At 67.5% G+C, this 20,506-nt stretch carries 19 protein-coding genes and 2 pseudogenes; 18 read left to right on the top strand and 3 right to left on the bottom strand.

What is annotated here, in order from left to right:
* Positions 1-74: 74 nt before the first annotated feature.
* Together BJF87_RS08040 and BJF87_RS08045 are read right to left on the bottom strand one after the other, a co-directional pair.
* A pseudogene (locus BJF87_RS08040) lies at positions 75-1,021 on the bottom strand (heme transporter).
* Between the two features lie 25 nt (positions 1,022-1,046).
* Positions 1,047-2,270: a sulfite reductase subunit alpha gene (locus BJF87_RS08045; RefSeq protein ID WP_035750774.1), complete on the bottom strand. Its 1,224-nt coding sequence runs from the start codon at positions 2,268-2,270 to the stop codon at positions 1,047-1,049.
* 255 nt (positions 2,271-2,525) lie between these two features.
* Between BJF87_RS08045 and rpmE the strand changes: the two genes are divergently transcribed.
* The 16 genes from rpmE (at position 2,526) to BJF87_RS08125 (ending at position 17,076) form a co-directional block, all read left to right on the top strand.
* Entirely contained in the window at positions 2,526-2,738 is a 213-nt protein-coding gene (rpmE, locus tag BJF87_RS08050; RefSeq protein WP_006360515.1) for a 50S ribosomal protein L31, read from the top strand.
* Between the two features lie 132 nt (positions 2,739-2,870).
* On the top strand, positions 2,871-3,947 hold the full coding sequence (prfA, locus tag BJF87_RS08055; RefSeq protein WP_006360516.1) for a peptide chain release factor 1: 1,077 nt from the start codon (positions 2,871-2,873) through the stop codon (positions 3,945-3,947).
* Between the two features lie 4 nt (positions 3,948-3,951).
* Entirely contained in the window at positions 3,952-4,830 is an 879-nt protein-coding gene (prmC, locus tag BJF87_RS08060) for a peptide chain release factor N(5)-glutamine methyltransferase (protein ID WP_006360517.1), read from the top strand.
* 47 nt (positions 4,831-4,877) lie between these two features.
* Positions 4,878-5,531: an L-threonylcarbamoyladenylate synthase gene (locus BJF87_RS08065; RefSeq protein WP_006360518.1), complete on the top strand. Its 654-nt coding sequence runs from the start codon at positions 4,878-4,880 to the stop codon at positions 5,529-5,531.
* A 1-nt stretch (position 5,532) separates the two neighbouring features.
* Positions 5,533-6,756, top strand: a complete 1,224-nt coding sequence (gene glyA / locus BJF87_RS08070; RefSeq protein WP_075862897.1) for a serine hydroxymethyltransferase — start codon at positions 5,533-5,535, stop codon at positions 6,754-6,756.
* Between the two features lie 57 nt (positions 6,757-6,813).
* Entirely contained in the window at positions 6,814-8,013 is a 1,200-nt protein-coding gene (locus tag BJF87_RS08075; protein WP_075862882.1) for a glycosyltransferase family 4 protein, read from the top strand.
* A 283-nt stretch (positions 8,014-8,296) separates the two neighbouring features.
* The gene (locus BJF87_RS08080) at positions 8,297-8,710 is read left to right on the top strand and encodes a hypothetical protein (RefSeq protein ID WP_006360521.1); all 414 of its coding nucleotides are present in this window, start codon (positions 8,297-8,299) and stop codon (positions 8,708-8,710) included.
* A complete protein-coding gene (gene atpB / locus BJF87_RS08085; protein WP_006360522.1) occupies positions 8,707-9,456 on the top strand; it encodes a F0F1 ATP synthase subunit A in 750 nt (249 codons plus the stop codon). The genes BJF87_RS08080 and atpB overlap by 4 nt, the downstream gene beginning before the upstream one ends.
* A 134-nt stretch (positions 9,457-9,590) precedes the next feature.
* On the top strand, positions 9,591-9,842 hold the full coding sequence (locus BJF87_RS08090; protein ID WP_006360523.1) for a F0F1 ATP synthase subunit C: 252 nt from the start codon (positions 9,591-9,593) through the stop codon (positions 9,840-9,842).
* Between the two features lie 47 nt (positions 9,843-9,889).
* A complete protein-coding gene (locus BJF87_RS08095) occupies positions 9,890-10,378 on the top strand; it encodes a F0F1 ATP synthase subunit B (RefSeq protein WP_006360524.1) in 489 nt (162 codons plus the stop codon).
* Positions 10,378-11,802 carry a F0F1 ATP synthase subunit B/delta gene (locus tag BJF87_RS08100; RefSeq protein WP_006360525.1) on the top strand — a complete coding sequence of 475 codons (1,425 nt, stop codon included), beginning with the start codon at positions 10,378-10,380 and terminating at the stop codon, positions 11,800-11,802. Before BJF87_RS08095 ends, BJF87_RS08100 begins: the two co-directional genes overlap by 1 nt.
* A gap of 79 nt (positions 11,803-11,881) precedes the next feature.
* Positions 11,882-13,510, top strand: coding sequence for a F0F1 ATP synthase subunit alpha (gene atpA, locus BJF87_RS08105; RefSeq protein WP_006360526.1), 1,629 nt, complete (start codon positions 11,882-11,884; stop codon positions 13,508-13,510).
* Positions 13,511-13,555: 45 nt separating this feature from the next.
* A complete protein-coding gene (locus tag BJF87_RS08110) occupies positions 13,556-14,479 on the top strand; it encodes a F0F1 ATP synthase subunit gamma (protein ID WP_005194832.1) in 924 nt (307 codons plus the stop codon).
* A 67-nt stretch (positions 14,480-14,546) separates the two neighbouring features.
* Positions 14,547-15,995, top strand: coding sequence for a F0F1 ATP synthase subunit beta (gene atpD / locus BJF87_RS08115; RefSeq protein WP_006360527.1), 1,449 nt, complete (start codon positions 14,547-14,549; stop codon positions 15,993-15,995).
* Between the two features lie 9 nt (positions 15,996-16,004).
* Positions 16,005-16,385, top strand: a complete 381-nt coding sequence (locus BJF87_RS08120) for a F0F1 ATP synthase subunit epsilon (protein WP_006360528.1) — start codon at positions 16,005-16,007, stop codon at positions 16,383-16,385.
* Positions 16,386-16,587: 202 nt separating this feature from the next.
* Positions 16,588-17,076 carry a DUF2550 domain-containing protein gene (locus tag BJF87_RS08125; protein WP_006360529.1) on the top strand — a complete coding sequence of 163 codons (489 nt, stop codon included), beginning with the start codon at positions 16,588-16,590 and terminating at the stop codon, positions 17,074-17,076.
* Between the two features lie 56 nt (positions 17,077-17,132).
* Here BJF87_RS08125 and BJF87_RS08130 read toward each other — a convergent pair whose 3' ends face one another.
* Positions 17,133-17,747 carry a cob(I)yrinic acid a,c-diamide adenosyltransferase gene (locus BJF87_RS08130; RefSeq protein WP_006360530.1) on the bottom strand — a complete coding sequence of 205 codons (615 nt, stop codon included), beginning with the start codon at positions 17,745-17,747 and terminating at the stop codon, positions 17,133-17,135.
* Between the two features lie 56 nt (positions 17,748-17,803).
* Between BJF87_RS08130 and murA the strand changes: the two genes are divergently transcribed.
* Positions 17,804-19,060, top strand: coding sequence for a UDP-N-acetylglucosamine 1-carboxyvinyltransferase (gene murA / locus BJF87_RS08135; protein WP_040004357.1), 1,257 nt, complete (start codon positions 17,804-17,806; stop codon positions 19,058-19,060).
* Positions 19,061-19,212: 152 nt separating this feature from the next.
* Positions 19,213-20,483, top strand: a pseudogene (gene mdo / locus BJF87_RS08140) (NDMA-dependent methanol dehydrogenase).
* The last annotated feature ends 23 nt before the right edge of the window (positions 20,484-20,506 follow it).

Here is a 20,506-nt window from a genome sequence, read left to right on the forward strand (position 1 = left end):
TTGCTAGCGTGTCGAAGGGTCCGGGTCTTCGTGGCTCGTCGCTGTGCTCCTCGCGCCTCGGACAGCACGGGGGGTCAGGAAGCCAGATCGCAGGTCAGGTGATCCCACGCCTCGGCGGTGGCGCGCGGAACGGGGCCGGTGTGGGTGACGACGAGGCAGCAGCGTGAGCGCCGGTCGTAGAACTCGATGGCCGCGGTGGGCCCCACACGCCCGGTGACCTGGTGACCCAGCACTGTTCGACGTGGTTGAAGTTGACCATCACCCGGGAGGTGCCGGACGCGAGCACCATCTGCCCGCGGTGCTCGCGGGCGCCGTCGAGCCGGTCCTGGCGCATCTGCATACATCCCGGCGCCGCAGCGGCCACGGTGACCGTCATCCCGAGCAGCGCGGCGTGCTCGAGAGAGGTGATGACCCGACTCGGATCGACGCGGATGCCGCGCGACCCATGTCCCTGGGCCAGCAGCCGGAGCCGCGAGGTGCCGCCGTCGAGCAGGATCGAGTCGAATAGCCCGACCTGGTCGCCGTCGTGGCGGTCGTGGAGAGCGGCCTGGATGTACTCCGGTCCCGGAAGGGGCGGCACGGGAGCGGGGTCCGAGCCGTGGACGGCCGCCACCGAGGTGGACAGGCTCAGCGACTCGAAGGCGAGGCGGTCGGAGTTCTCGGTCAGGTAGGTCGCATGCGCGGTGTTGCCGCTCGAGTCGAACAGGCGCAGCGTGGGCGGGACAAGGGCGGCGGGATCGGTCTGAAGCGCCGACGACAACCGGGAGGGGTTGAGCCGCAACGAGATCTGCTCGGCGCCGATGGCGAGGGGGCCGCCCAGCGGAGTGGGGCTCCCGTGCACGCCGACCGCGTTCATGATCACCGGCCCGGCGACCGTGACACCGACGACCTCGGCGAGCGAGGGGAGTCGTGCGGCGATCGTGTCGATGTCCGGACTGATCGCGGAGTCGCCGAAACCCGGTGTGGCGAGGAGTGTTTCGAGGTCGCTCGGCCGGATCGGGTCGTCGGTGGAGTCGGGCACTGCGCGCTGGTCTCGGGGGGTCGGCTCAGTAGACGTCGCGAGCGTAACGGCCCGCGGCCCGGAGTGCGTCGACGTAGTCGCGGGCGGCGTCGGAGTCGAGTCCGCCGTGCTGGGCGACGATCTCGTGCAGGGCGGCGTCGACGTCGCCGGCCATCGTGGCGGCATCGCCGCACACGTAGACGTGGGCGCCCTTCTCGAGCCAGGCGAACAGGTCCGCGCCGTTCTCGCGCATCCGGTCCTGCACGTAGACCTTGTGCTCCTGGTCCCGCGAGAACGCGAGATCCAGTCGGTCCAGCAGACCGTCGGTGACGAACCGATCGATCTCGTCGGCGTAGAGGTAGTCGGTGTCGCGATGCTGGTCGCCGAAGAACAGCCAGTTCGAGCCGTTCGAACCGGTGGCCGCACGATGGTGGAGGAAAGCGCGGAACGGGGCGATGCCGGTTCCCGGACCGATCATGACGGCCGGGGCATCCGCGTCGGGAAGGCGGAACGTCTTGTTGGGGGTGATGAAGACGTTCACGGTGTCGCCGGGTGCGCAACGGTCGGCGAGGTGCGTCGAGCAGACACCGCCGCGTTCGCGGTCGTCGGCGACGTAGCGAACGGTTGCCATCGTGATGTGCACGGTTCCGGAGTGAACCGTGGGGCTCGAGGAGATCGAGTACTCGCGGTGGGCGAGCGGACTCAGTTCCTCGAGGAGTTCCTCGGGTGCGAAGTCCAGGGTCGGATCGATGTTCAGCAGGTCCAGCACGTCACGGCCGCGGAGCCATGCGTCGAGTGCCTGTGCGTCACCGGCCTCGACCAGGCGGGTGAGCTCGGCCTGACCGGTACGCTCGGCCACCGCCTTCGCCAGGTACTTCGACGGGCAGCCGATCTCGTAGCGCGTGGTCAGGGCCTCGCGGAGGCTGTAGGTGGCTTTCCGATCGGCGATGATCTCGTCGCCGGCCGCGCCCAGGCGGTCGAGCAGGAGATCCACCAGGGCGGGATCGTTGACCGGCGTGATGGCGATGCCGTCGCCCGGCTCGTAGGTGATGCCGCTGTCGCCGAGCGAGATCTCGACGTGCCGGACCTCCTTGGCCGATCCCGGGCCCGACAGGACGGTGTTGGCGAGGATCGTCGCGGGGTAGGGGTTACGGCGGTTCCACGGTGACCGCGCCGGCTTGCGCCGCGCGGGTGCGGTCTGCGGCATGGACGACTCATCCGGGGTGGTGCGCAGTGGGGTGCTGGTACCGGCCGAAGCGGCGTCGTACATCGAGAGTCCTTCGTGTCGCGGACGGTTGGCCGTCGGCCACCGTACTATGTTTAGGGCACCCTTACGACCCTTCCGGGGTGTGACATTGGCCGGGAATCAAACGGGTGGCCCCGCTGTTGACCGACGTGCGACCGCTGCGTCCGCGATTTCCGTCGCGAACGGCACACATGGCATACTGAGCGGTCGAGTCCGGTTCCGGTTCACACCGTCGAGAGGCGACGGTGACCCGGCGACCCCAGAAAGGGACACCCAGATATGAAGCAGGGAATCCACCCCGAGTACGCGGCGACCACCGTCGTCTGCGGCTGCGGCAACACGTTCGAGACCCGCAGCACCGCGGCCAACGGTCGTATCAACGTCGAAGTCTGCTCGCAGTGCCACCCGTTCTACACGGGCAAGCAGAAGATCCTCGACACCGGCGGCCGTGTCGCCCGGTTCGAGAAGCGCTACGGCAAGCGCGCCAAGTAGACCACGCTGCGACGCCCGCCCGACGCCGAGTCGGGACGGGCGTCGTTTGTGTTTGACCAGGTTCTTCTTTCCCAGCATGCTTGCCGAAGGCGTCTTCGGCGGTGAGTTCCGTCTTTACGAGTGAGGTTCGCAGTGAGTACGCAGAGTCCGTCGGCCATCGATGACATCCTGGCCGAGCACTCCGGTCTCGAGCGGCAGCTCGCCGACCCCTCGCTCCACGACGACCCCACCGCCGCCCGGCGGGTGGGCAAGCGGTTCGCCGAACTCGCCCCGGTGATGTCGACCTACAACAAGCTCAAGGCGGCCCGCGAGGACCTCGAGGCGGCACGTGAGCTCGCGGCCGACGACCCGTCCTTCGCCGCCGAGATCCCCGCCCTCGAGACGACCGTCGAGGAACTCGACGCAACGCTCACCGACCTGCTCGCCCCGCGTGACCCCCACGACAGCGACGACGTGGTCCTCGAGATCAAGTCCGGCGCCGGCGGCGAGGAGTCCGCGCTGTTCGCCGCCGACCTCGCACGCATGTACCTCAAGTACTGCGAGCGGCACGGCTGGAAGGTGCAGACCCTCGGTGTCACCGAATCCGACCTCGGCGGCTACAAAGAGGCGACCTTCTCGATCAAGTCCAAGGAGACCGTCCGCGACGGCGTGTGGTCGCGACTCAAGTTCGAGGGCGGCGTCCACCGCGTGCAGCGCGTGCCGGTGACCGAGTCCCAGGGGCGCATCCACACCTCGGCGGCCGGAGTGCTCATCTACCCGGAGCCCGAAGAGGTCGCCGAGGTCGCGATCGACGAATCCGACCTCCGCATCGACGTCTACCGGTCGTCGGGCAAGGGCGGCCAGGGCGTCAACACCACCGACTCCGCGGTGCGCATCACCCACCTGCCCACCGGCATCGTCGTGACCTGCCAGAACGAGCGGTCGCAGCTCCAGAACAAGGCCCGGGCCATGCAGGTCCTCGCCGCCCGCCTCCAGTCGGCGGCGGAGGAAGAGGCGGAGGCCGCGGCCGCGGAGGGTCGTGCTGCGCAGATCCGCACCGTCGACCGTTCCGAGCGCATCCGTACCTACAACTTCCCCGAGAACCGCATCACCGATCACCGCATCGGCTACAAGGCCAACAACCTCGATGCCGTCCTCGCCGGGGACATGGACAACCTCCTCGACGCACTCGTCGCCGCCGAGCGCCAGGCCCGCATGGAAGCCGAATAGCCCGATGTCGGACGCGCCGGCCCGGGTGGCCGACGAAATCCGCAGTGCCGCCGCACGACTGGCCGCCGCCGGGATCGACTCGGCGCGTCGGGACGCCGAATGGCTGATGGCGCACGTCCTCTCGTGTGATCCCGGGCGCCTGATCGTCGTCGACACGATCGACGACGCACGGCTCCGCGAGTTCCGGACGGCCGTCGAGCAGCGGACACGGCGAATCCCGTTGCAGCACATCGTCGGTAGCGCACCCTTCGGCCCGCTCGAACTGGCCGTGGGGCCGGGTGTGTTCATCCCGCGGCCGGAGACGGAGTATCTGCTCGAGTGGGCGGCGTCCGCCGCGGCGACCATGACGGACCCGGTGCGCATCGTCGATCTGTGCAGCGGGAGCGGTGCGCTGGCCATCGGCCTGGCAACGCTGGTCCGATCCGCGCGCGTGACCGCCGTCGAGGTGGACGACGATGCCTTGAAGTGGTTGCGGCGCAACGTGTCCGACGCACCTGCAGTGGTTCGGGAACGGCTGGACGTGGTGGCCGCGGATGTCACCGACGCCGAGCAGATCGGCAAGGCGATCCCGCCGGGCAGCGTCTCGGTCGTCGTGACCAACCCGCCCTACGTCCCGATGCGGTCCGAGGTCGGTCCGGAAGTGGACCACGATCCGGCGCGCGCCGTCTACGGCGGCGACGACGGCATGAGTGTGATCGTCCCGATGGTGCCGATCATCGCGACCATGCTCTCCGTGGGTGGTCTCGTCGGGATCGAACACGACGACACGACCTCGGGCGCCGTCGTCGACTGCCTACGCGCGCACGGCGCATTCGACGAGGTGACCGCCCGTACGGATCTGGCCGGCCGGCCGCGCTTCGTGACGGCCCGCCGGGTCGGCTGAGGCGCGTCTGCCGGAGTGCCCGGCCGGTGGCATGAAAGGATGGACCGGTGAGCATTGTTTTCGACTGCAACGATCCGCAGAGCCGTTCGGCGGGCATTCGCGCGGCCGTCGGGGCGGCGAAGGCGGGACGCCTGGTGGTGATCCCCACCGACACGCTCTACGGAGTCGGTTGCGACGCCTTCGATTCCGACGCCGTCGGCTCGCTGCTCGCGGCCAAGCATCGGGGCCGGGACATGCCGGTGCCGGTTCTCGTCGGCTCCTGGCATTCCATCGACGGACTCGTGCTGTCCGTCCCGCAGGCCGCCCGTGACCTCATCGAGGCGTTCTGGCCCGGCGGACTGAGTCTCGTTGTCCGCCAGGCACCTTCGCTCGCCTGGGATCTCGGTGACACCGACGGCACGGTCATGCTGCGCATGCCGCTGCACCCGGTCGCCATCGAGCTCTTGCGCGAGGTCGGGCCGATGGCGGTGTCGAGCGCGAACGTCTCGGGGCGTCCGCCCGCCACCACGGTCGACGAGGCCCGTGAACAACTCGGCGACGAGATCTCGGTCTACCTCGACGGCGGGCCCGCGCCGGTCGCCCAGGCGTCGACGATCGTCGACGTATCGGGCGCGCAGCCGCGGGTCCTGCGTGAGGGTGCCATCACGATCGAGGCCGTCGCCGAGGTCCTCGACGTCGACCCCGACTCACTGCGTGGGTGAGATGCCGCCGGGCATCGGTTCGACGGGTGACCCGCAGATCGACGCGCTGATCGAGCGGGAGTCGACCCGCCGGCGGACGTGGCTCCAGCTGCTCGCGAGCGAGACCGAACCGACTTCCGGGGTGCGGGCCGCGATGGCCTCGACCTTCGACTCGAAGTACGCCGAGGGGCGCCCCGGGTCCCGCTATCACGGTGGGTGCGAGGTCGTCGACGAGCTCGAGGAGCTCGCGATCGGCCGGGCGCGGGACCTCTTCGGCGCGGGTCACGTCGACGTCCAGCCGCTGTCGGGGAGTGCGGCGAATCTCGCCGTCCATGCCGCGTTCGCCCAACCGGGCGACCCCGTGCTCGCGCTGCGGCTCGAACACGGCGGGCACCAGACCCACGGTTCGCGCGCCAACTTCTCCGGGCGCTGGTTCTCACCACTGCACTACGAGGTGCGCCGCGACGATGAGCTCGTCGACTACGACCAGGTACGGGAACTCGCCCTGGTGCACCGGCCGCGGATGCTGGTCGCGGGCGCCACGTCGTATTCGCGCTCCTTCGACTACCCGCTGCTCCGCGAGATAGCAGACGAGGCCGAGTGCATCCTCCTGGTCGACGCCGCGCATCTCGCCGGACACGTCGCCGCCGGGCTCCTCCCGTCGCCGGTGCCGCACGCCGACGTCGTCACCTTCTCCACCAACAAGGTCTTCCGCGGGCCCCGCGGCGGCATCATCCTGGCGCGCACCGAACATGCAGACGCGTTGCGCAAGGCGGTCCACCCGTTCATCCAGGGCGGTCCGTCCATGCACGCGATCGCCGCGAAGGCCGTCACCTTCCACGACGCCGGTACCGAGGAGTTCGCCGACTACGTGCGGGCGACCGCGCGCATCGCGACCGACCTCGCCGACGCGTTGACCGCCCGCGGGCTGCGCGTGGTCTCCGGGGGCACGGACATCCATCTCGCGGTGGTCGACGTGGCCGCGCTCGGCATCTCCGGGTCCGAGGCGCAGGATCGTCTCAACCGATCGGGGATCGTGGTCGACAAAGCCGTCCTGCCCTTCGACGACCGTCCCGTCGCCGAGGGCTCGGGCATCCGGATCGGTACCCCGGCGGCCACCTCCCGGGGCCTGACCGTGGACATGATCCCGGCGGTCGCCGACGCGATGCTGGCCGCGATGTCGACCGACGATCTCGCGACGCACGATCGGATCCACCGTGAGATCAGCAGCCTCGCATGCGGGTAGCGTTGTCCGGGTGTCCGATACGTCCCCAGCGATCTCCACGGTGGGAGTGGTGAGCCGATGATCGACGCCGCCCCGGTGGTGCTCGCGGCCGCGACCGACGGGGGAGGGGCCGGTGTCCCGCTGCGCGAGTTGCTGCTCGTCGGTCTGACCGCTGCCGCGATGACGTATCTGCTGACCTCGGCGGTGCGCGTGTTCGCGATCAAGGCCGGCGCGGTCGCCGTACCGCGCGTGCGCGACGTCCACGTGATCCCGACCCCGCGACTCGGCGGTCTCGGCATGTTCGGCGGGGTGGTGGCCGGCATCGCGCTCGCCGCCAACCTGCCCGCACTCAACCGGGGATTCGCCTACACCACCGACATGACCGCGGTGATCACCGCGGGCACGGTGATCGTCCTGGTCGGTGTCGTCGACGACCGGTGGGGCCTCGACGCGCTGACGAAGTTCGTCGGGCAGCTGACCGCCGCCGGGGTGCTCGTTCTCCTCGGCATCTCCTGGATCCAGGTGCCGGTGCCGTTCGCCGACATCGGGACCATCGTGCTGGATCCGCTTCAGGCGGGCCTCCTCACCGTGGCCGTCACGGTGGCGACCATCAACGCGATCAACTTCGTCGACGGCCTCGACGGTCTCGCCGCCGGTCTAGGACTCATCGCCGCGGCCGCGATCTGCATGTTCTCGCTCGGCCTGCTCCGCGATCAGGGCGGCGACGTCAGCTACTACCCGCCGGCGCTCATCGCCGTCGCACTCGCCGGGGCCTGTCTCGGCTTCCTGCCGCACAACTTCTCGCCGGCCCGGATCTTCATGGGCGACTCCGGGGCGATGCTGATCGGGCTCATGCTGGCAGCCGCCTCGACGAGTGCGTCGGGTCGTATCGCGGTCAACGCCTACGGCCCGGCCGACATCTTCACCCTGCTGTCACCGCTGATCCTCGTGGCGGCCGTGGTCTTCATCCCGATGCTCGACATGCTGCTCGCGGTGATCCGCCGGACCCGTGCCGGAGTCGGCTTCTACACCCCGGACAAGATGCACCTGCACCACCGTCTGCTCGAACTCGGGCATTCCCAGCGCCGCGTCGCTCTGATCATCTACCTCTGGGTCGGGGTCCTGGCCTTCTCCGCCGCGGCGAGCACCCTGTTCCCGCTGTCGGTGGTCGCGCCCATGTTCGGCGGGGGACTGGTGGTCGCCCTGCTGGTCACGATGGCGCCCCGGTTGCAGCGCCGGTTCGCCGAGCTCAGGACTTCTACGAAAGCGTTCCGGTGAGGTCCAGGTGGGCTTCCGGTAATGTCCGGTTCCGACCGAGCGCACCCTTGGTAAGGGCACGGTAAAGCTCGTGTACTATCGGCCGTAGTAGTTGTGGCCCGGGCGCCGACGGTGATCGCCGGCGGTTCCCGCGAGCCGCGACTCATACCCCCCGGTAAGACCTTCGGGGTGGTGTTGGTAGGGTCACACCAAACGCGAGCTGTTGCCTGGCGGCCACTGGCTGCTGCACGCACGCGGGTGCCCCGTGCCGTCGGTATGGATTCAACGAGCTGAGGAGAGGGACATGGAGACTTCTGCCCCTGATTCAGCCCCCGTCTATCCGCAGGCGCCCACCGGTCTGCGTCGTCCGGCCCTTATCGCCGGAGGCGTGACGCTCGTGGTCGCGGTGGTCTCGATCCTCGTCGGTCATCCCCTCTTCGCAGTGTTCTTCCTGCTCGGAGTCGCGGGAATCCTGGTCAACGCACTGCTCGTCAAGCGTGCCGTCGACACGGTCACCGCCGAGTTGAACCCCCGCAAAACCGCACTTGCTCTCAACTCCGCCATGCGACTCGGTGCCATCACGGTGCTCGCTCTGCTGGCGGCGTTTCTGGTCCAACCCGACGGGTTGGGCGCGATGTTCGGACTCGCCATCGGCCAGGTGGTCTTGGTGCTGAACACGGTCATTCCGGTGATGAAAGGACTTCGTAGCCAACCATGACGACCGCCCTCTACCTAGCCGCAGAGGATGGAGAATCATCCATCCAGGTGGGTCATTACACCAAGTTCGAGCTCTTCGGGTTGACCTTCAACCTGGAGACCATCATCGCCACGGCGCTCGCGGCGGCGATCATGCTCGCGCTGGCGTTCTACCTGAAGTCCAAGGTCACCTCGACGGGCGTGCCGTCGGGTGTGCAGCTCTTCTGGGAGACCGTCACCGTCCAGATGCGCAGCCAGGTCGAGAGCGCCATCGGCATGAAGGTCGCCCCGTACGTCCTGCCGCTGGCCGTATCCCTGTTCACCTTCATCCTGATCTCGAACTGGCTGTCGATCCTGCCGGTGCAGGTCGGTCACCACGAGATCCTCAAGCCGCCCGCCGCGGACGTGAACTTCGCCTACGCGCTCGCGGTCTTCGTCTTCATCTGGTACCAGGCGGCCGGCTTCAAGCAGCGTGGTCTGCTGGGCCACCCCAAGCGCATCCTGAAGGGTCACGTCACCTTCCTCGCACCGATCAACGTGATCGAGGAGTTCACCAAGCCGATCTCGCTCTCGCTGCGACTCTTCGGCAACGTGTTCGCCGGCAGCATGATGGTCGCCCTGATCGCACTGTTCCCGCCGTACATCATGTGGGCGCCCAACGCGATCTGGAAGTCCTTCGAGCTGTTCGTCGGCCTGATCCAGGCGTTCATCTTCGCGCTGCTGACGATCCTCTACTTCTCGCAGTCGATGGAGACCGAGGATCACTGACCGCCCGAGCAGGGCACCTCGCGGGGTGAGAACGCCGCGACCACAACCGCACATGACCGACCTGCGTCGGCGCCTGTCGTCGCAGCCACAGACCTGACACACCAGTTGTCAGCAACCGAAAGGGAAATATCACAATGGATCCTTACATTGGCCTCGGCGCACTCATCGGTGGCGGCCTGATCATGGCCGGTGGCGCCGTTGGTGCCGGTATCGGTAACGGCCTGGCCGGTAGCCAGCTCATCGCCGGTATCGCTCGCCAGCCGGAGGCTCAGGGTCGTCTGTTCACCCCGTTCTTCATCACCGTTGGTCTGGTTGAGGCCGCTTACTTCATCAACCTGGCCTTCATGGCGCTCTTCGTGTTCGCCACCCCGATCAGCGCCGGCTGATCACCGCTCTCCCTTTTGTCGCCGAGTAGAAACGACACCTCACCACAATGACGCTTGCTGCAGAGAACTTCCTGCTTCCGAATGGAACGTTCTTCGTTGTCCTGCTCATCTTCGTGATTTTGCTGCTGGTCATCCGCAAGTTCGTGGTTCCGCCGATTCAGCAGGTCCTCGAGGAGCGGGACGAGATGATCCACCGCACCGCGGAGGACAATCGGACTGCCGCCGCCGAATTCGAGGATGCGGACGTGCAGTTCCGTTCGCTCCTCAAGGAAGCGCGCGGTGAGGCCACCGCCAAGCGCGACGAAGCTCGCGCCGAGGGCCGTGAACAGCTGAACGAGATGAAGCAGCGAGCGACCGCCGAGGCCGACGCTGCCCTGCAGTCGACCAGCTCCGAGCTGGCGGCTCAGGGTGAGCAGGCGGCATCGACGGCTGCAGCTGATGTGGACACACTCGCCAAGACCCTCGCGGCGCGTGTGCTCGGTGTCGACTCGGCCACTCTTTCCGACACCCGATCGACGAGCGGAGCGGTGAACTGATGGCTGCCAACACTGAGACCGAATCCGACCAGGGCCCCATCGGTACCTGGCTCCACGACATCGGTGCTGCTTTCGACCCTGCGATCTTCATCGCTCAGCTCTTCGGCTTCGCGGTCATCATCTTCCTGCTGTGGAAGTACGTCCGCCCGCCGGTGCAGAAGATGATGCGTGATCGGCAGGAGACGGTGCGCACCCAACTCGCCGAGGCCGAAGCCGCCAAGAAGCGGGTCGCCGAAGGCAAGAAGGCTCGTGAGAAGGCCGTGACCGAGGCCAAGGCCGAGGCCGAGCAGCTGAAGAAGGACGCCGCGGCCGATGCCGAGGCGATCACCTCCGACATCCGCGCCCAGGCCGATCACGAGGTCAAGCGCATCTCCGAGCACGGCCGCAACCAGGTCGCGCTGGTGCGGGCGAACCTGGTTCGTCAGCTTCGTACCGACCTCGGTCTCGCCGCGGTCGACAAGGCCGGCGAACTCGTGCGCAACCACCTCGCCGACGACTCGGCCCAGGCCGCGAGTGTCGACCGGGTCATCGACGAGCTCGAGGAGATGTCCTCCGGATCGTCGTCGGCGGTTCCGTCGAGCGCCAAGCTCGTCGGTCTGCACGCCATGCGTGCCGCCAGCCGCGACGCCGCTCTCGCGGTGTCGGACAAGTTCGACTCGGCTGCGAGCGATCTCGACGGTGCGGCGCTCGCCGCGGCGTCGGGTGATCTGACCGCGGCCATCAACCTCCTCGGCGAGAACCCGGTGCTGCGCAAGCGACTGGTCGAGGACGACGAGAACGCCGCCGGCAAGAACTCGCTGGTGCACACCCTGTTCGACGGCAAGGTGGCCGCGGTGGTCGTGGAGGTTCTCGCAACCGCCTCGACTCAGCGCTGGTCGTCGTCGGGCGACTTCATCACCGCCCTGCGTCGCCAGAACTCGCTGATCGTGCTCACCGCCGCCGAGCGTGACGGGGTCATCGAGCAGGTCGAGGACGAGCTGTTCCGGGTCAGCCGGATCCTGGAGGCCAACCCGCAGCTCGCGTCGCTGCTCTCCGATCACGGCAAGGACGCCGACAAGCGCGTCGACCTCCTGCAGAAGCTGGTGGGGGAGAAGGTCAGCGGCCACACCTGGACGCTGCTGTCCTCGACCGTCCGCCTGCTGAACGGTCAGGCCGCCGATGTCGCCGTCGATCAGCTCGCCGAGCTGGCCGCCGCCCGACGCGGCGAATCGGTCGCCCACGTCGTGTCGGCCTCCGAACTGGCCGACGCACAGGTCGAGCGCCTCGCGACCGTCCTCGGCGGGATCTACGGCCGCACCATCTCGGTGCAGACCGAGGTCCAGCCCGAACTGCTGGGCGGCCTGCGGATCAGCGTCGGCGACGAGGTCATCGACGCCGATGTCGCCACGCGCCTCGCGAAGGCAGCCGAGACGCTGCCGCGCTGACGCAGCTCGACCCTGACCACCCGAACACCCAAGCCCGAGCCCTAAAGCCTCAGAGCTAATCAAGGAAAGACGAGAACCCATGGCGGAGTTGACGATCTCACCAGACGAGATTAAGGGAGCGATCGAGCAGTACGTCTCGTCGTTCGAAGCCGAAGCGTCGCGTGACGAGGTCGGTATGATCACCGATACGTCGGACGGTATCGCTCACGTCAGCGGACTGCCCAGCGCAATGGCCAACGAGCTCCTCGAGTTCCCCGGCGGCGTCCTCGGCGTCGCGCTGAACCTCGACGAGGACGAGATCGGCGCCGTCATCCTGGGTGACTACGAGTCCCTGGAAGAAGGCCAGCAGGTCAGCCGTACCGGCAACGTGCTCTCCGTGCCCGTCGGCGACGCCTTCCTCGGCCGCGTGGTCGATCCCCTCGGCGCCCCGATCGACGGACAGGGCGACATCGAGGCCGAAGAGCAGCGCGTCCTGGAGCTGCAGGCCGCCTCGGTGCTCGAGCGCCAGCCCGTCGAGGAGTCCCTCGCCACCGGCATCAAGGCCATCGACGCCATGACCGCCATCGGCCGCGGACAGCGTCAGCTCGTCATCGGCGACCGCAAGACCGGCAAGACCGCCGTCTGCATCGACGCCATCCTGAACCAGAAGGCCAACTGGGAGACCGGCGACCCCACCAAGCAGGTCCGCTGCATCTACGTCGCGATCGGCCAGAAGGGTTCGACCATCGCCGGCGTCAAGTCCGCTCTCGAAGAGGCCGGCGCGATGGAGTACACCACCATCGTGGCGGCCCCGGCCTCGGACTCGGCCGGCTTCAAGTGGCTCGCCCCGTACACCGGTTCGGCCATCGGCCAGCACTGGATGTACCAGGGCAAGCACGTCCTCATCGTGTTCGACGACCTGACCAAGCAGGCCGAGGCTTACCGCGCCATCTCGCTGCTGCTGCGCCGCCCGCCGGGCCGCGAGGCATACCCGGGTGACGTCTTCTACTTGCACTCGCGCCTCCTGGAGCGTTGTGCGAAGCTCTCCGACGAGCTCGGCGGCGGCTCGATGACCGGTCTGCCGATCATCGAGACCAAGGCGAACGACGTCTCTGCGTTCATCCCGACCAACGTCATCTCGATCACCGACGGCCAGGTCTTCCTGGAGTCGGACCTGTTCAACAAGGGTGTCCGCCCCGCCATCAACGTCGGTACCTCGGTGTCGCGCGTCGGTGGTGCCGCACAGACCAAGGGCCTCAAGAAGGTCTCGGGTTCGCTGCGTCTGGAGCTGGCCCAGTTCCGCGAGCTGGAGGCCTTCTCGGCCTTCGCCTCCGACCTCGACGATGCGTCGAAGGCGCAGCTCGAGCGCGGTGCCCGCTGGGTCGAGATGCTCAAGCAGGACCAGTACAGCCCCTTCTCGGTCGAGGACCAGATCGTCTCGATCTACCTCTGCGGTGAGGGTCACTACGACTCGGTGCCGGTCGACGACGTGCGCAACTTCGAGACCCAGCTGCTGAGCCACCTGCACCACAACGCGAAGGGTGTCTACGACTCGATCGCCGGCGGCAAGGCGCTCGCCGACGACCAGGCCGAGGCCCTCGTCGCCGAGACCAACAAGTTCAAGAACGGCTACCTCACCCACGACGGCCGTCGCGTGGTCAACGAGGCCGAGGCGCAGGCAATGGATGCCGAGAACGTCGAGAACGAAGAGATCAAGATCCGCAAGTGATCTCAGACGTCAACGGACATTGCGATAAGGAAGGGGTGAGGGCTCATGGCCAGCATTCGTGAGCTGCGCTCACGCATCCGGTCGGTCCAGTCGACCAAGAAGATCACCAAGGCTCAGGAGCTGATCGCGACCTCGCGTATCACGAAGGCCCAGGGTCGCGTCGCGGCGGCGAAGCCGTACTCGGAAGAGATGACGACGGTGCTCTCCGAGCTCGCGAGCAACTCGGGCTACCTGGACAACCCGCTGCTGAACGAGCGTGAGAATCCCAAGCGTGCGGCGATCCTGGTGGTCACCAGCGATCGCGGTATGTGCGGTGGTTACAACGCCAACGTGCTCAAGGCGACCCGTGAGCTCATCGCGCTGCTGCGCGAGGAGGGCAAGGAAGCCGTGCTCTTCGTGATGGGTCGAAAGGGTGTGGGGTTCTTCAACTTCCGCGGCCTGACCGTCTCGGATTCGTGGACCGGCTTCTCGGAGGCCCCGAAGTACTCCGACGCCAGCACCGCGACGCAGTTCCTGGTGGATCTGTTCGTGGCCGGCTCGGGCACCGAGGTCGAGCGTCCGGGTGGCGACGGCGTCCTCGAGGGCGTCGACGAACTGCACCTGGTCTACACCCGGTTCCAGTCGATGCTGTCGCAGGTGCCGGAGGTTCGCCGGGTGGCGCCGCTGGTCGTGTCCGAGGACGACGATCCGTCCGACGACACCCCGTCCCGGAACTACACGTTCGAGCCGGGTGCGGATGCGCTGCTCGACGCGCTGCTGCCGAAGTACGTGGCAACGCGGGTGTACGCGGCACTGCTGGATTCGGCCGCGTCGGAGTCGGCTGCTCGCCGTACCGCCATGAAGGCGGCGACCGACAACGCCGAGGAACTGGCCAAGACGCTGTCGCGTGAGGCCAACCAGCTCCGCCAGGCCCAGATCACCCAGGAAATCAGCGAGATCGTCGGTGGTTCGAGCGCACTGGCCACCTAGCCACCGCGCCCCCGAGTCCTGACGACGAGAACCAATACTTCGATCAAGAGGAAGTGACCCAAGCACCATGACCGCAGCAGTAGAAAACCCCTCCGCGCAGTCGGCGGGTTCCGCCGACGGGCGGGTCGTCCGCATCATCGGCCCCGTGGTCGACGTCGAGTTCCCCCGCGGCTCGATCCCTGAGCTGTTCAACGCCCTGCACGCCGAGGTCACCCTCTCCTCGGTTGCCAAGACCCTGACCCTCGAGGTCGCGCAGCACCTCGGCGACAACCTGGTGCGCACCATCTCGATGCAGCCCACCGACGGCCTGGTCCGCGGTGCGCCCGTCTCCGACACCGGCAAGTCGATCGTCGTGCCGGTCGGCGACGTCGTGAAGGGCCACGTTTTCAACGCCCTCGGCGACTGCCTCGACAGCCCCGGCCTGGGTCGTGATGGCGAGCAGTGGAGCATCCACCGCAAGCCTCCGGCCTTCGACGAGCTCGAGGGCAAGACCGAGATCCTCGAGACCGGTATCAAGGTCATCGACCTGCTGACCCCGTACGTCAAGGGCGGCAAGATCGGTCTGTTCGGTGGTGCGGGCGTCGGCAAGACCGTCCTCATCCAGGAGATGATCACGCGTATCGCGCGTGAGTTCTCCGGCACCTCGGTGTTCGCCGGCGTCGGCGAGCGCACCCGTGAGGGCACCGACCTCCACCTCGAGATGGAGGAGATGGGCGTTCTCCAGGACACCGCCTTGGTGTTCGGTCAGATGGACGAGCCGCCGGGCACGCGTATGCGCGTGGCGCTGTCGGCGCTGACCATGGCGGAGTACTTCCGCGATGTGAAGCACCAGGACGTGCTGCTGTTCATCGACAACATCTTCCGCTTCACGCAGGCGGGCTCGGAGGTCTCGACCCTCCTCGGCCGTATGCCGTCCGCGGTGGGTTACCAGCCGACCCTGGCCGACGAGATGGGCGAGCTCCAGGAGCGCATCACCTCGACCAAGGGCCGCTCGATCACCTCGCTGCAGGCGATCTACGTCCCCGCCGACGACTACACCGACCCGGCGCCGGCGACCACCTTCGCGCACCTCGATGCGACCACCGAGCTCTCGCGTCCGATCTCGCAGCTGGGTATCTACCCGGCCGTGGACCCGCTGACCTCGACCTCGCGAATCCTCGAGGCCTCGATCGTGGGCGACGAGCACTTCCGCGTCGCCAACGAGGTCAAGCGCATCCTGCAGAAGTACAAGGAGCTGCAGGACATCATCGCCATCCTCGGTATGGACGAGCTCTCCGAAGAGGACAAGGTCACGGTGCAGCGTGCTCGCCGTATCCAGAAGTTCCTCGGCCAGAACTTCCTCGTCGCCGAGAAGTTCACCGGTCAGAAGGGCTCGGTCGTCCCGCTCGCGGACACCATCGAGGCATTCGACCGTGTCGCCAAGGGCGAGTTCGACCACCTGCCCGAGCAGGCGTTCAACAGCTGCGGTGGACTCGACGACGTGGAGGCCGCCGCCGCCAAGATCGCCGGAAAGTAGCGGTAATCCATGGCTGAGAAGTCCTTCCACGTGGAGGTTGTCTCCGCGGATTCGAGCCTGTACTCGGGCGAGGCCACGTTCCTGATCGCGCAGACCACGGTCGGCGAGCTGGGCATCCTGGCCAACCACGAGCCGCTCCTGGGCCAGCTGGTCCCGGGTGGCTTCGTGGTGATCGTCGAGGAGAACGGCAATCGCCGCGCGGCCGCGGTCGAGGGCGGATTCCTGTCCGTCACCGGCGAGGCCGTCACAGTGCTCGCGGAGTCGGCCGACTGGGCCGACGACGTCGACGTCAACGCGGAGAAGACCGCACTCGAGCAGGCTGAGCCGGACTCCCCGGAGTACCACCGTGCTCACGCGCGTTTGACTGCGGCACAGCAGCTTTCGAAGTAGCACCCGCGCTCGCGCGACGGTCACCTCGCGCCATCGGATATGCATCCGGTGACCGGCCGAGGTCGTTTCGCGCCCGATGTGCGTGATCTGGCATGCTGGATCCACAGCCCTTGTCCCGCTCGTCGGGTCATGCCGTCGATGATCGATCAGGATCTCCGACGGCGGACCGGACGTTTGCGGTGACCGCACAAAGGAGTAGGTGATGACGCTGCTGGTCGTATTGCTCAGTGTGCTGCTGGCGGTGGCCGTCATCGTCTGCGTTCTGCTCGCGGTGCGTCTGGCCCAGCTCCGACGCGTCGGCACCCCGATCCTGCTGCGCACCATCCCCGCAGAGGTAGATCACGGCTGGCGTCACGGCACGGTGCACTACAGCGACGACTCGCTGCGCTACTACCGGCTGGCCTCACTGCGTCCGGGCCCCAACGTCACCTTCGCCCGTCAGGGCATCGAGATCGCGGGCCGGCGACGCCCCGAGGGAACCGAGATGGAGATCCTCGACGGCATGGTGATCCTGCAGGTACAGACCACCGGCAAGACCCACACCATCGGCAAGGGTTCCGATGGTGCGGGCTCGGACGGCAAGGTCAAGGACGGTTACGAGCTCGCCATGGGCCCGGGCGCGGTCACCGCGTTCCAGTCCTGGCTGGAGTCCCGGCAGTCTGCACGGTCACAGCGGCGCAAGAGCGCCTGAGTCCGTCAGACGGGCGGGATCGTCCTGTCTCCGGGGCCTACCAGGTCTCGGACCTCTCAGCTGTCGGACGACTCCGGACGCTCCCGGTTGCCGCCCGGAACCCACTTCACGTCACCGAGGGTGCCGTCGGGAGCCCGGTTGGCCACCCGCGACAGGATGAACAGCAGGTCGGACAGGCGGTTGAGGTACTTCGCCGGAAGGACGCTCGTGTTGTCCGGATAGGCGGCCACCGCGGCCCACGCCGAACGTTCCGCGCGACGGGTCACCGTGCGGGCCTGATGCAGTAGTGCCGCCAACGGGGTTCCGCCCGGCAGGATGAACGAGTCCAACGGCGGAAGCTCGGAGCCGAAGTCGTCGCACCAGCCCTCGAGGGCGTCGATGTACTCCTGGGCGATCCGCAGCGGCGGGTACTCCGGGTTCTCGACGATCGGCGAGGACAGGTCGGCGCCGGCGTCGAACAGGTCGTTCTGCACGGTGGACAACACCGCGGCGATGTCGGCGGGTACGTCACCGCCGAGAGCCAACGCCATGCCGATCGCGCCGTTGGCTTCGTCACAGTCGGCATAGGCGACAACACGCGGATCGGTCTTGGGAACGCGCGAGAAGTCACTCAAACCGGTCGAACCGTCGTCGCCGGTGCGGGTGTAGATCCTCGTCAGATGAACGGCCATGCGTTGAATGTACTGCGTGCGATGAGCGCCGGACGGCGGCGGATAAGGTGGCATGCGTGAGCGATCGGTTTCTGGTGACGGGCGGGGCACGTCTGTCCGGTGAGGTGTCGGTGGGTGGCGCCAAGAACAGCGTGCTGAAGCTGATGGCGGCGGCGTTGCTGGCCGAGGGGACGACGGTGCTGACCAACGCGCCCGAGATCGCCGACGTGCCGTTGATGGCCGACGTCCTGCGCGGTCTGGGTGCCGTCGTGGAGATGGACGGCGACACCGTCTCGATCACGGCCCCGGCCGAACCGAAGTTCCATGCCGATTTCGCGGCCGTCCGCCAGTTCCGCGCCTCGGTGTGCGTCCTCGGACCGCTGATGGCCCGGTGCCATCGGGCTGTCGTGGCCCTCCCGGGCGGCGACGCGATCGGGTCGCGGCCCCTGGACATGCATCAGGCGGGTCTGCGCGCGCTGGGCGCGACCAGCTCGATCGAGCACGGCTGCGTGGTGGCCGAGGCCGACGCACTCGTCGGCGCGCCGATCGCGCTCGAGTTCCCGTCGGTGGGTGCCACCGAGAACATTCTGATGGCGGCGGTCCTGGCCGAGGGCCAGACGACCATCGACAACGCCGCACGCGAGCCGGAGATCGTCGATCTCTGCGTGATGTTGCAGCAGATGGGTGCGCAGATCGAGGGAGCAGGCACCTCGACGCTGACCGTGAACGGCGTCGACCGCCTGCATCCCGCTACCCACCGGGTGGTGGGGGACCGCATCGTCGGTGCCACGTGGGGGATCGCCGCCGCGATGACGCGCGGTGACGTGACCGTCCGGGGTGTGCAGCCCGAGCATCTGCAGCTCGTGCTGAACAAGCTCGTCGACACCGGCGCCCGCGTCGACACCTTCGACGACGGCTTCCGGGTGCGTCACGACAACCGGCCGGTCGCGGTCAACGTCTCGACGCTGCCGTTCCCCGGTTTCCCCACCGACCTGCAGCCGATGGCGATCGGCCTCGCCGCCATCTCCGAGGGCATGTCCGTCATCACCGAGAACGTCTTCGAGGCCCGGTTCCGCTTCGTCGAGGAGATGGTCCGCCTCGGGGCAGACGCACGCACCGACGGCCACCACGCGGTCATCCGCGGAATCGAGAAGCTCTCGAGCGCGCCCGTCTGGTGTTCGGACATCCGCGCCGGCGCCGGTCTGGTGCTCGCCGGCCTCGTTGCCGACGGCGTCACCGAGGTGCACGACGTCGAACACATCGACCGCGGCTACCCGCACTTCGTCGAGATCCTCCGCAGTCTCGGCGGCGAGATCGAGCGCGTCTCCGACTGACCCGTGGGTGCCGACCTGTCCGATCGGACAGGTGGTACCCCCGTCCCGATGGGCCGACCCTGTCCGCCAAGGGTCAGGACCCCTTGTGGCCGTTGTGATCTGAGCGACATTCTCGTTGTGACAGACCCAACCGTCACAAGGAGTTCACCCCCATGGCCATTGAGCTGAACCAGATCTGGGATTTCCCGATCAAGGAGTTCCACCCGTTCCCGAAGGCGAAGCTGGGCGTCGGTGCGCACGACATGCTCGGTGTCGAGGCCAAGGAACTGGGTATGACCCGTGCCCTGCTGATGACAACCGGCCTCCGCGGTTCCGGCATCATCGAGGAACTGATCGGCAAGATCGAGTACCAGGCGTCGACGTGGTCCTCTACGACCAGGTGGAGTCCAACCCCAAGGACTACAACGTCATGGACGCCGCCGCGCTGTACCAGTCGGAGAAGTGCGACGGCATCATCTCGGTCGGCGGTGGTTCGAGCCACGACGCCGCCAAGGGCGCCCGCATGGTGATCGCCCACGACGGCCGCAACATCAACGAGTTCGAGGGCTTCTCGAAGGCCACCAACAAGGAGAACCCGAAGCACATCGCGGTCTCGACCACCGCGGGCACCGGCTCGGAGACCTCCTGGGCCTACGTCATCACCGACACCTCGGACATGAACAACCCGCACAAGTGGGTCGCTTTCGACGACACCTGTCTCGTCGACCTCGCGATGGACGACCCGCTGCTGTACTACCCCTGCCCGGAGCATTTCACCGCGTTCTGCGGGTTCGACGTCCTCGCCCACGCCAGTGAGCCGTACGTCTCGCGGCTGGACTTCGCGCCGTCGCTCGGCAACGCGAAGTACTCGATCGAACTGATCGCCAAGCACCTGCGGACCGCGGTCTACGATCCGCGCAACCTCGAGGCGCGCACGGGAATGATGCACGCGCAGTACATCTCGGCGCAGGCGTTCAACTCCGGCGGTCTCGGCCTGGTGCACAGCCTGTCCCATGCGGTGAGCGCCTTCTACGACAGCCACCACGGCCTCAACAACGCCATCGCGCTGCCCCGCGTGTGGGAGTACAACCTGCCCTCCCGCTTCGAGCGCTACGCCGAGATCGCCGCACTTCTCGGCGTCGACACCTCCAAGATGACCACCGTGCAGGCCGCCGACGCCGCGGTCGAGGAGGCCATCCGCCTGTCGAAGGACCTCGGCATCCCGGACAACTTCGGACAGCTGTCGACCAACAGCTACGACAAGAACCGGATGAACACCGGCAAGTACGAGGGTCGCGGCGAGGGCATCGACACCTCGGAGAAGCAGATCCGCGCCATCGCCGAGCACATGATGGGCGACTGGTGCACCCCGGGCAACCCCCGCGAGAGCACCGTCGAATCGCTGATCCCCATGGTCACGCACGCCTTCACCGGCAGCTACTGATCACGCCCAGGGCGTCGAGAGCC

This window comes from Gordonia sp. CNJ-863 (assembly GCF_001942325.1).
In the GTDB taxonomy this organism is placed as follows: Bacteria; Actinomycetota; Actinomycetes; order Mycobacteriales; family Mycobacteriaceae; genus Gordonia; species Gordonia alkanivorans.

Coding starts and splice junctions, on each gene's coding strand:
- BJF87_RS08045 (WP_035750774.1), bottom strand. CDS start 2,270: ATGTACGACGCCGCTTCGGCCGGTACCAGCACCCCACTGCGCACCACC.
- rpmE (WP_006360515.1), top strand. CDS start 2,526: ATGAAGCAGGGAATCCACCCCGAGTACGCGGCGACCACCGTCGTCTGC.
- prmC (WP_006360517.1), top strand. CDS start 3,952: ATGTCGGACGCGCCGGCCCGGGTGGCCGACGAAATCCGCAGTGCCGCC.
- glyA (WP_075862897.1), top strand. CDS start 5,533: ATGCCGCCGGGCATCGGTTCGACGGGTGACCCGCAGATCGACGCGCTG.
- BJF87_RS08075 (WP_075862882.1), top strand. CDS start 6,814: ATGATCGACGCCGCCCCGGTGGTGCTCGCGGCCGCGACCGACGGGGGA.
- BJF87_RS08080 (WP_006360521.1), top strand. CDS start 8,297: ATGGAGACTTCTGCCCCTGATTCAGCCCCCGTCTATCCGCAGGCGCCC.
- atpB (WP_006360522.1), top strand. CDS start 8,707: ATGACGACCGCCCTCTACCTAGCCGCAGAGGATGGAGAATCATCCATC.
- BJF87_RS08090 (WP_006360523.1), top strand. CDS start 9,591: ATGGATCCTTACATTGGCCTCGGCGCACTCATCGGTGGCGGCCTGATC.
- BJF87_RS08095 (WP_006360524.1), top strand. CDS start 9,890: ATGACGCTTGCTGCAGAGAACTTCCTGCTTCCGAATGGAACGTTCTTC.
- BJF87_RS08100 (WP_006360525.1), top strand. CDS start 10,378: ATGGCTGCCAACACTGAGACCGAATCCGACCAGGGCCCCATCGGTACC.
- atpA (WP_006360526.1), top strand. CDS start 11,882: ATGGCGGAGTTGACGATCTCACCAGACGAGATTAAGGGAGCGATCGAG.
- BJF87_RS08110 (WP_005194832.1), top strand. CDS start 13,556: ATGGCCAGCATTCGTGAGCTGCGCTCACGCATCCGGTCGGTCCAGTCG.
- atpD (WP_006360527.1), top strand. CDS start 14,547: ATGACCGCAGCAGTAGAAAACCCCTCCGCGCAGTCGGCGGGTTCCGCC.
- BJF87_RS08120 (WP_006360528.1), top strand. CDS start 16,005: ATGGCTGAGAAGTCCTTCCACGTGGAGGTTGTCTCCGCGGATTCGAGC.
- BJF87_RS08125 (WP_006360529.1), top strand. CDS start 16,588: ATGACGCTGCTGGTCGTATTGCTCAGTGTGCTGCTGGCGGTGGCCGTC.
- BJF87_RS08130 (WP_006360530.1), bottom strand. CDS start 17,747: ATGGCCGTTCATCTGACGAGGATCTACACCCGCACCGGCGACGACGGT.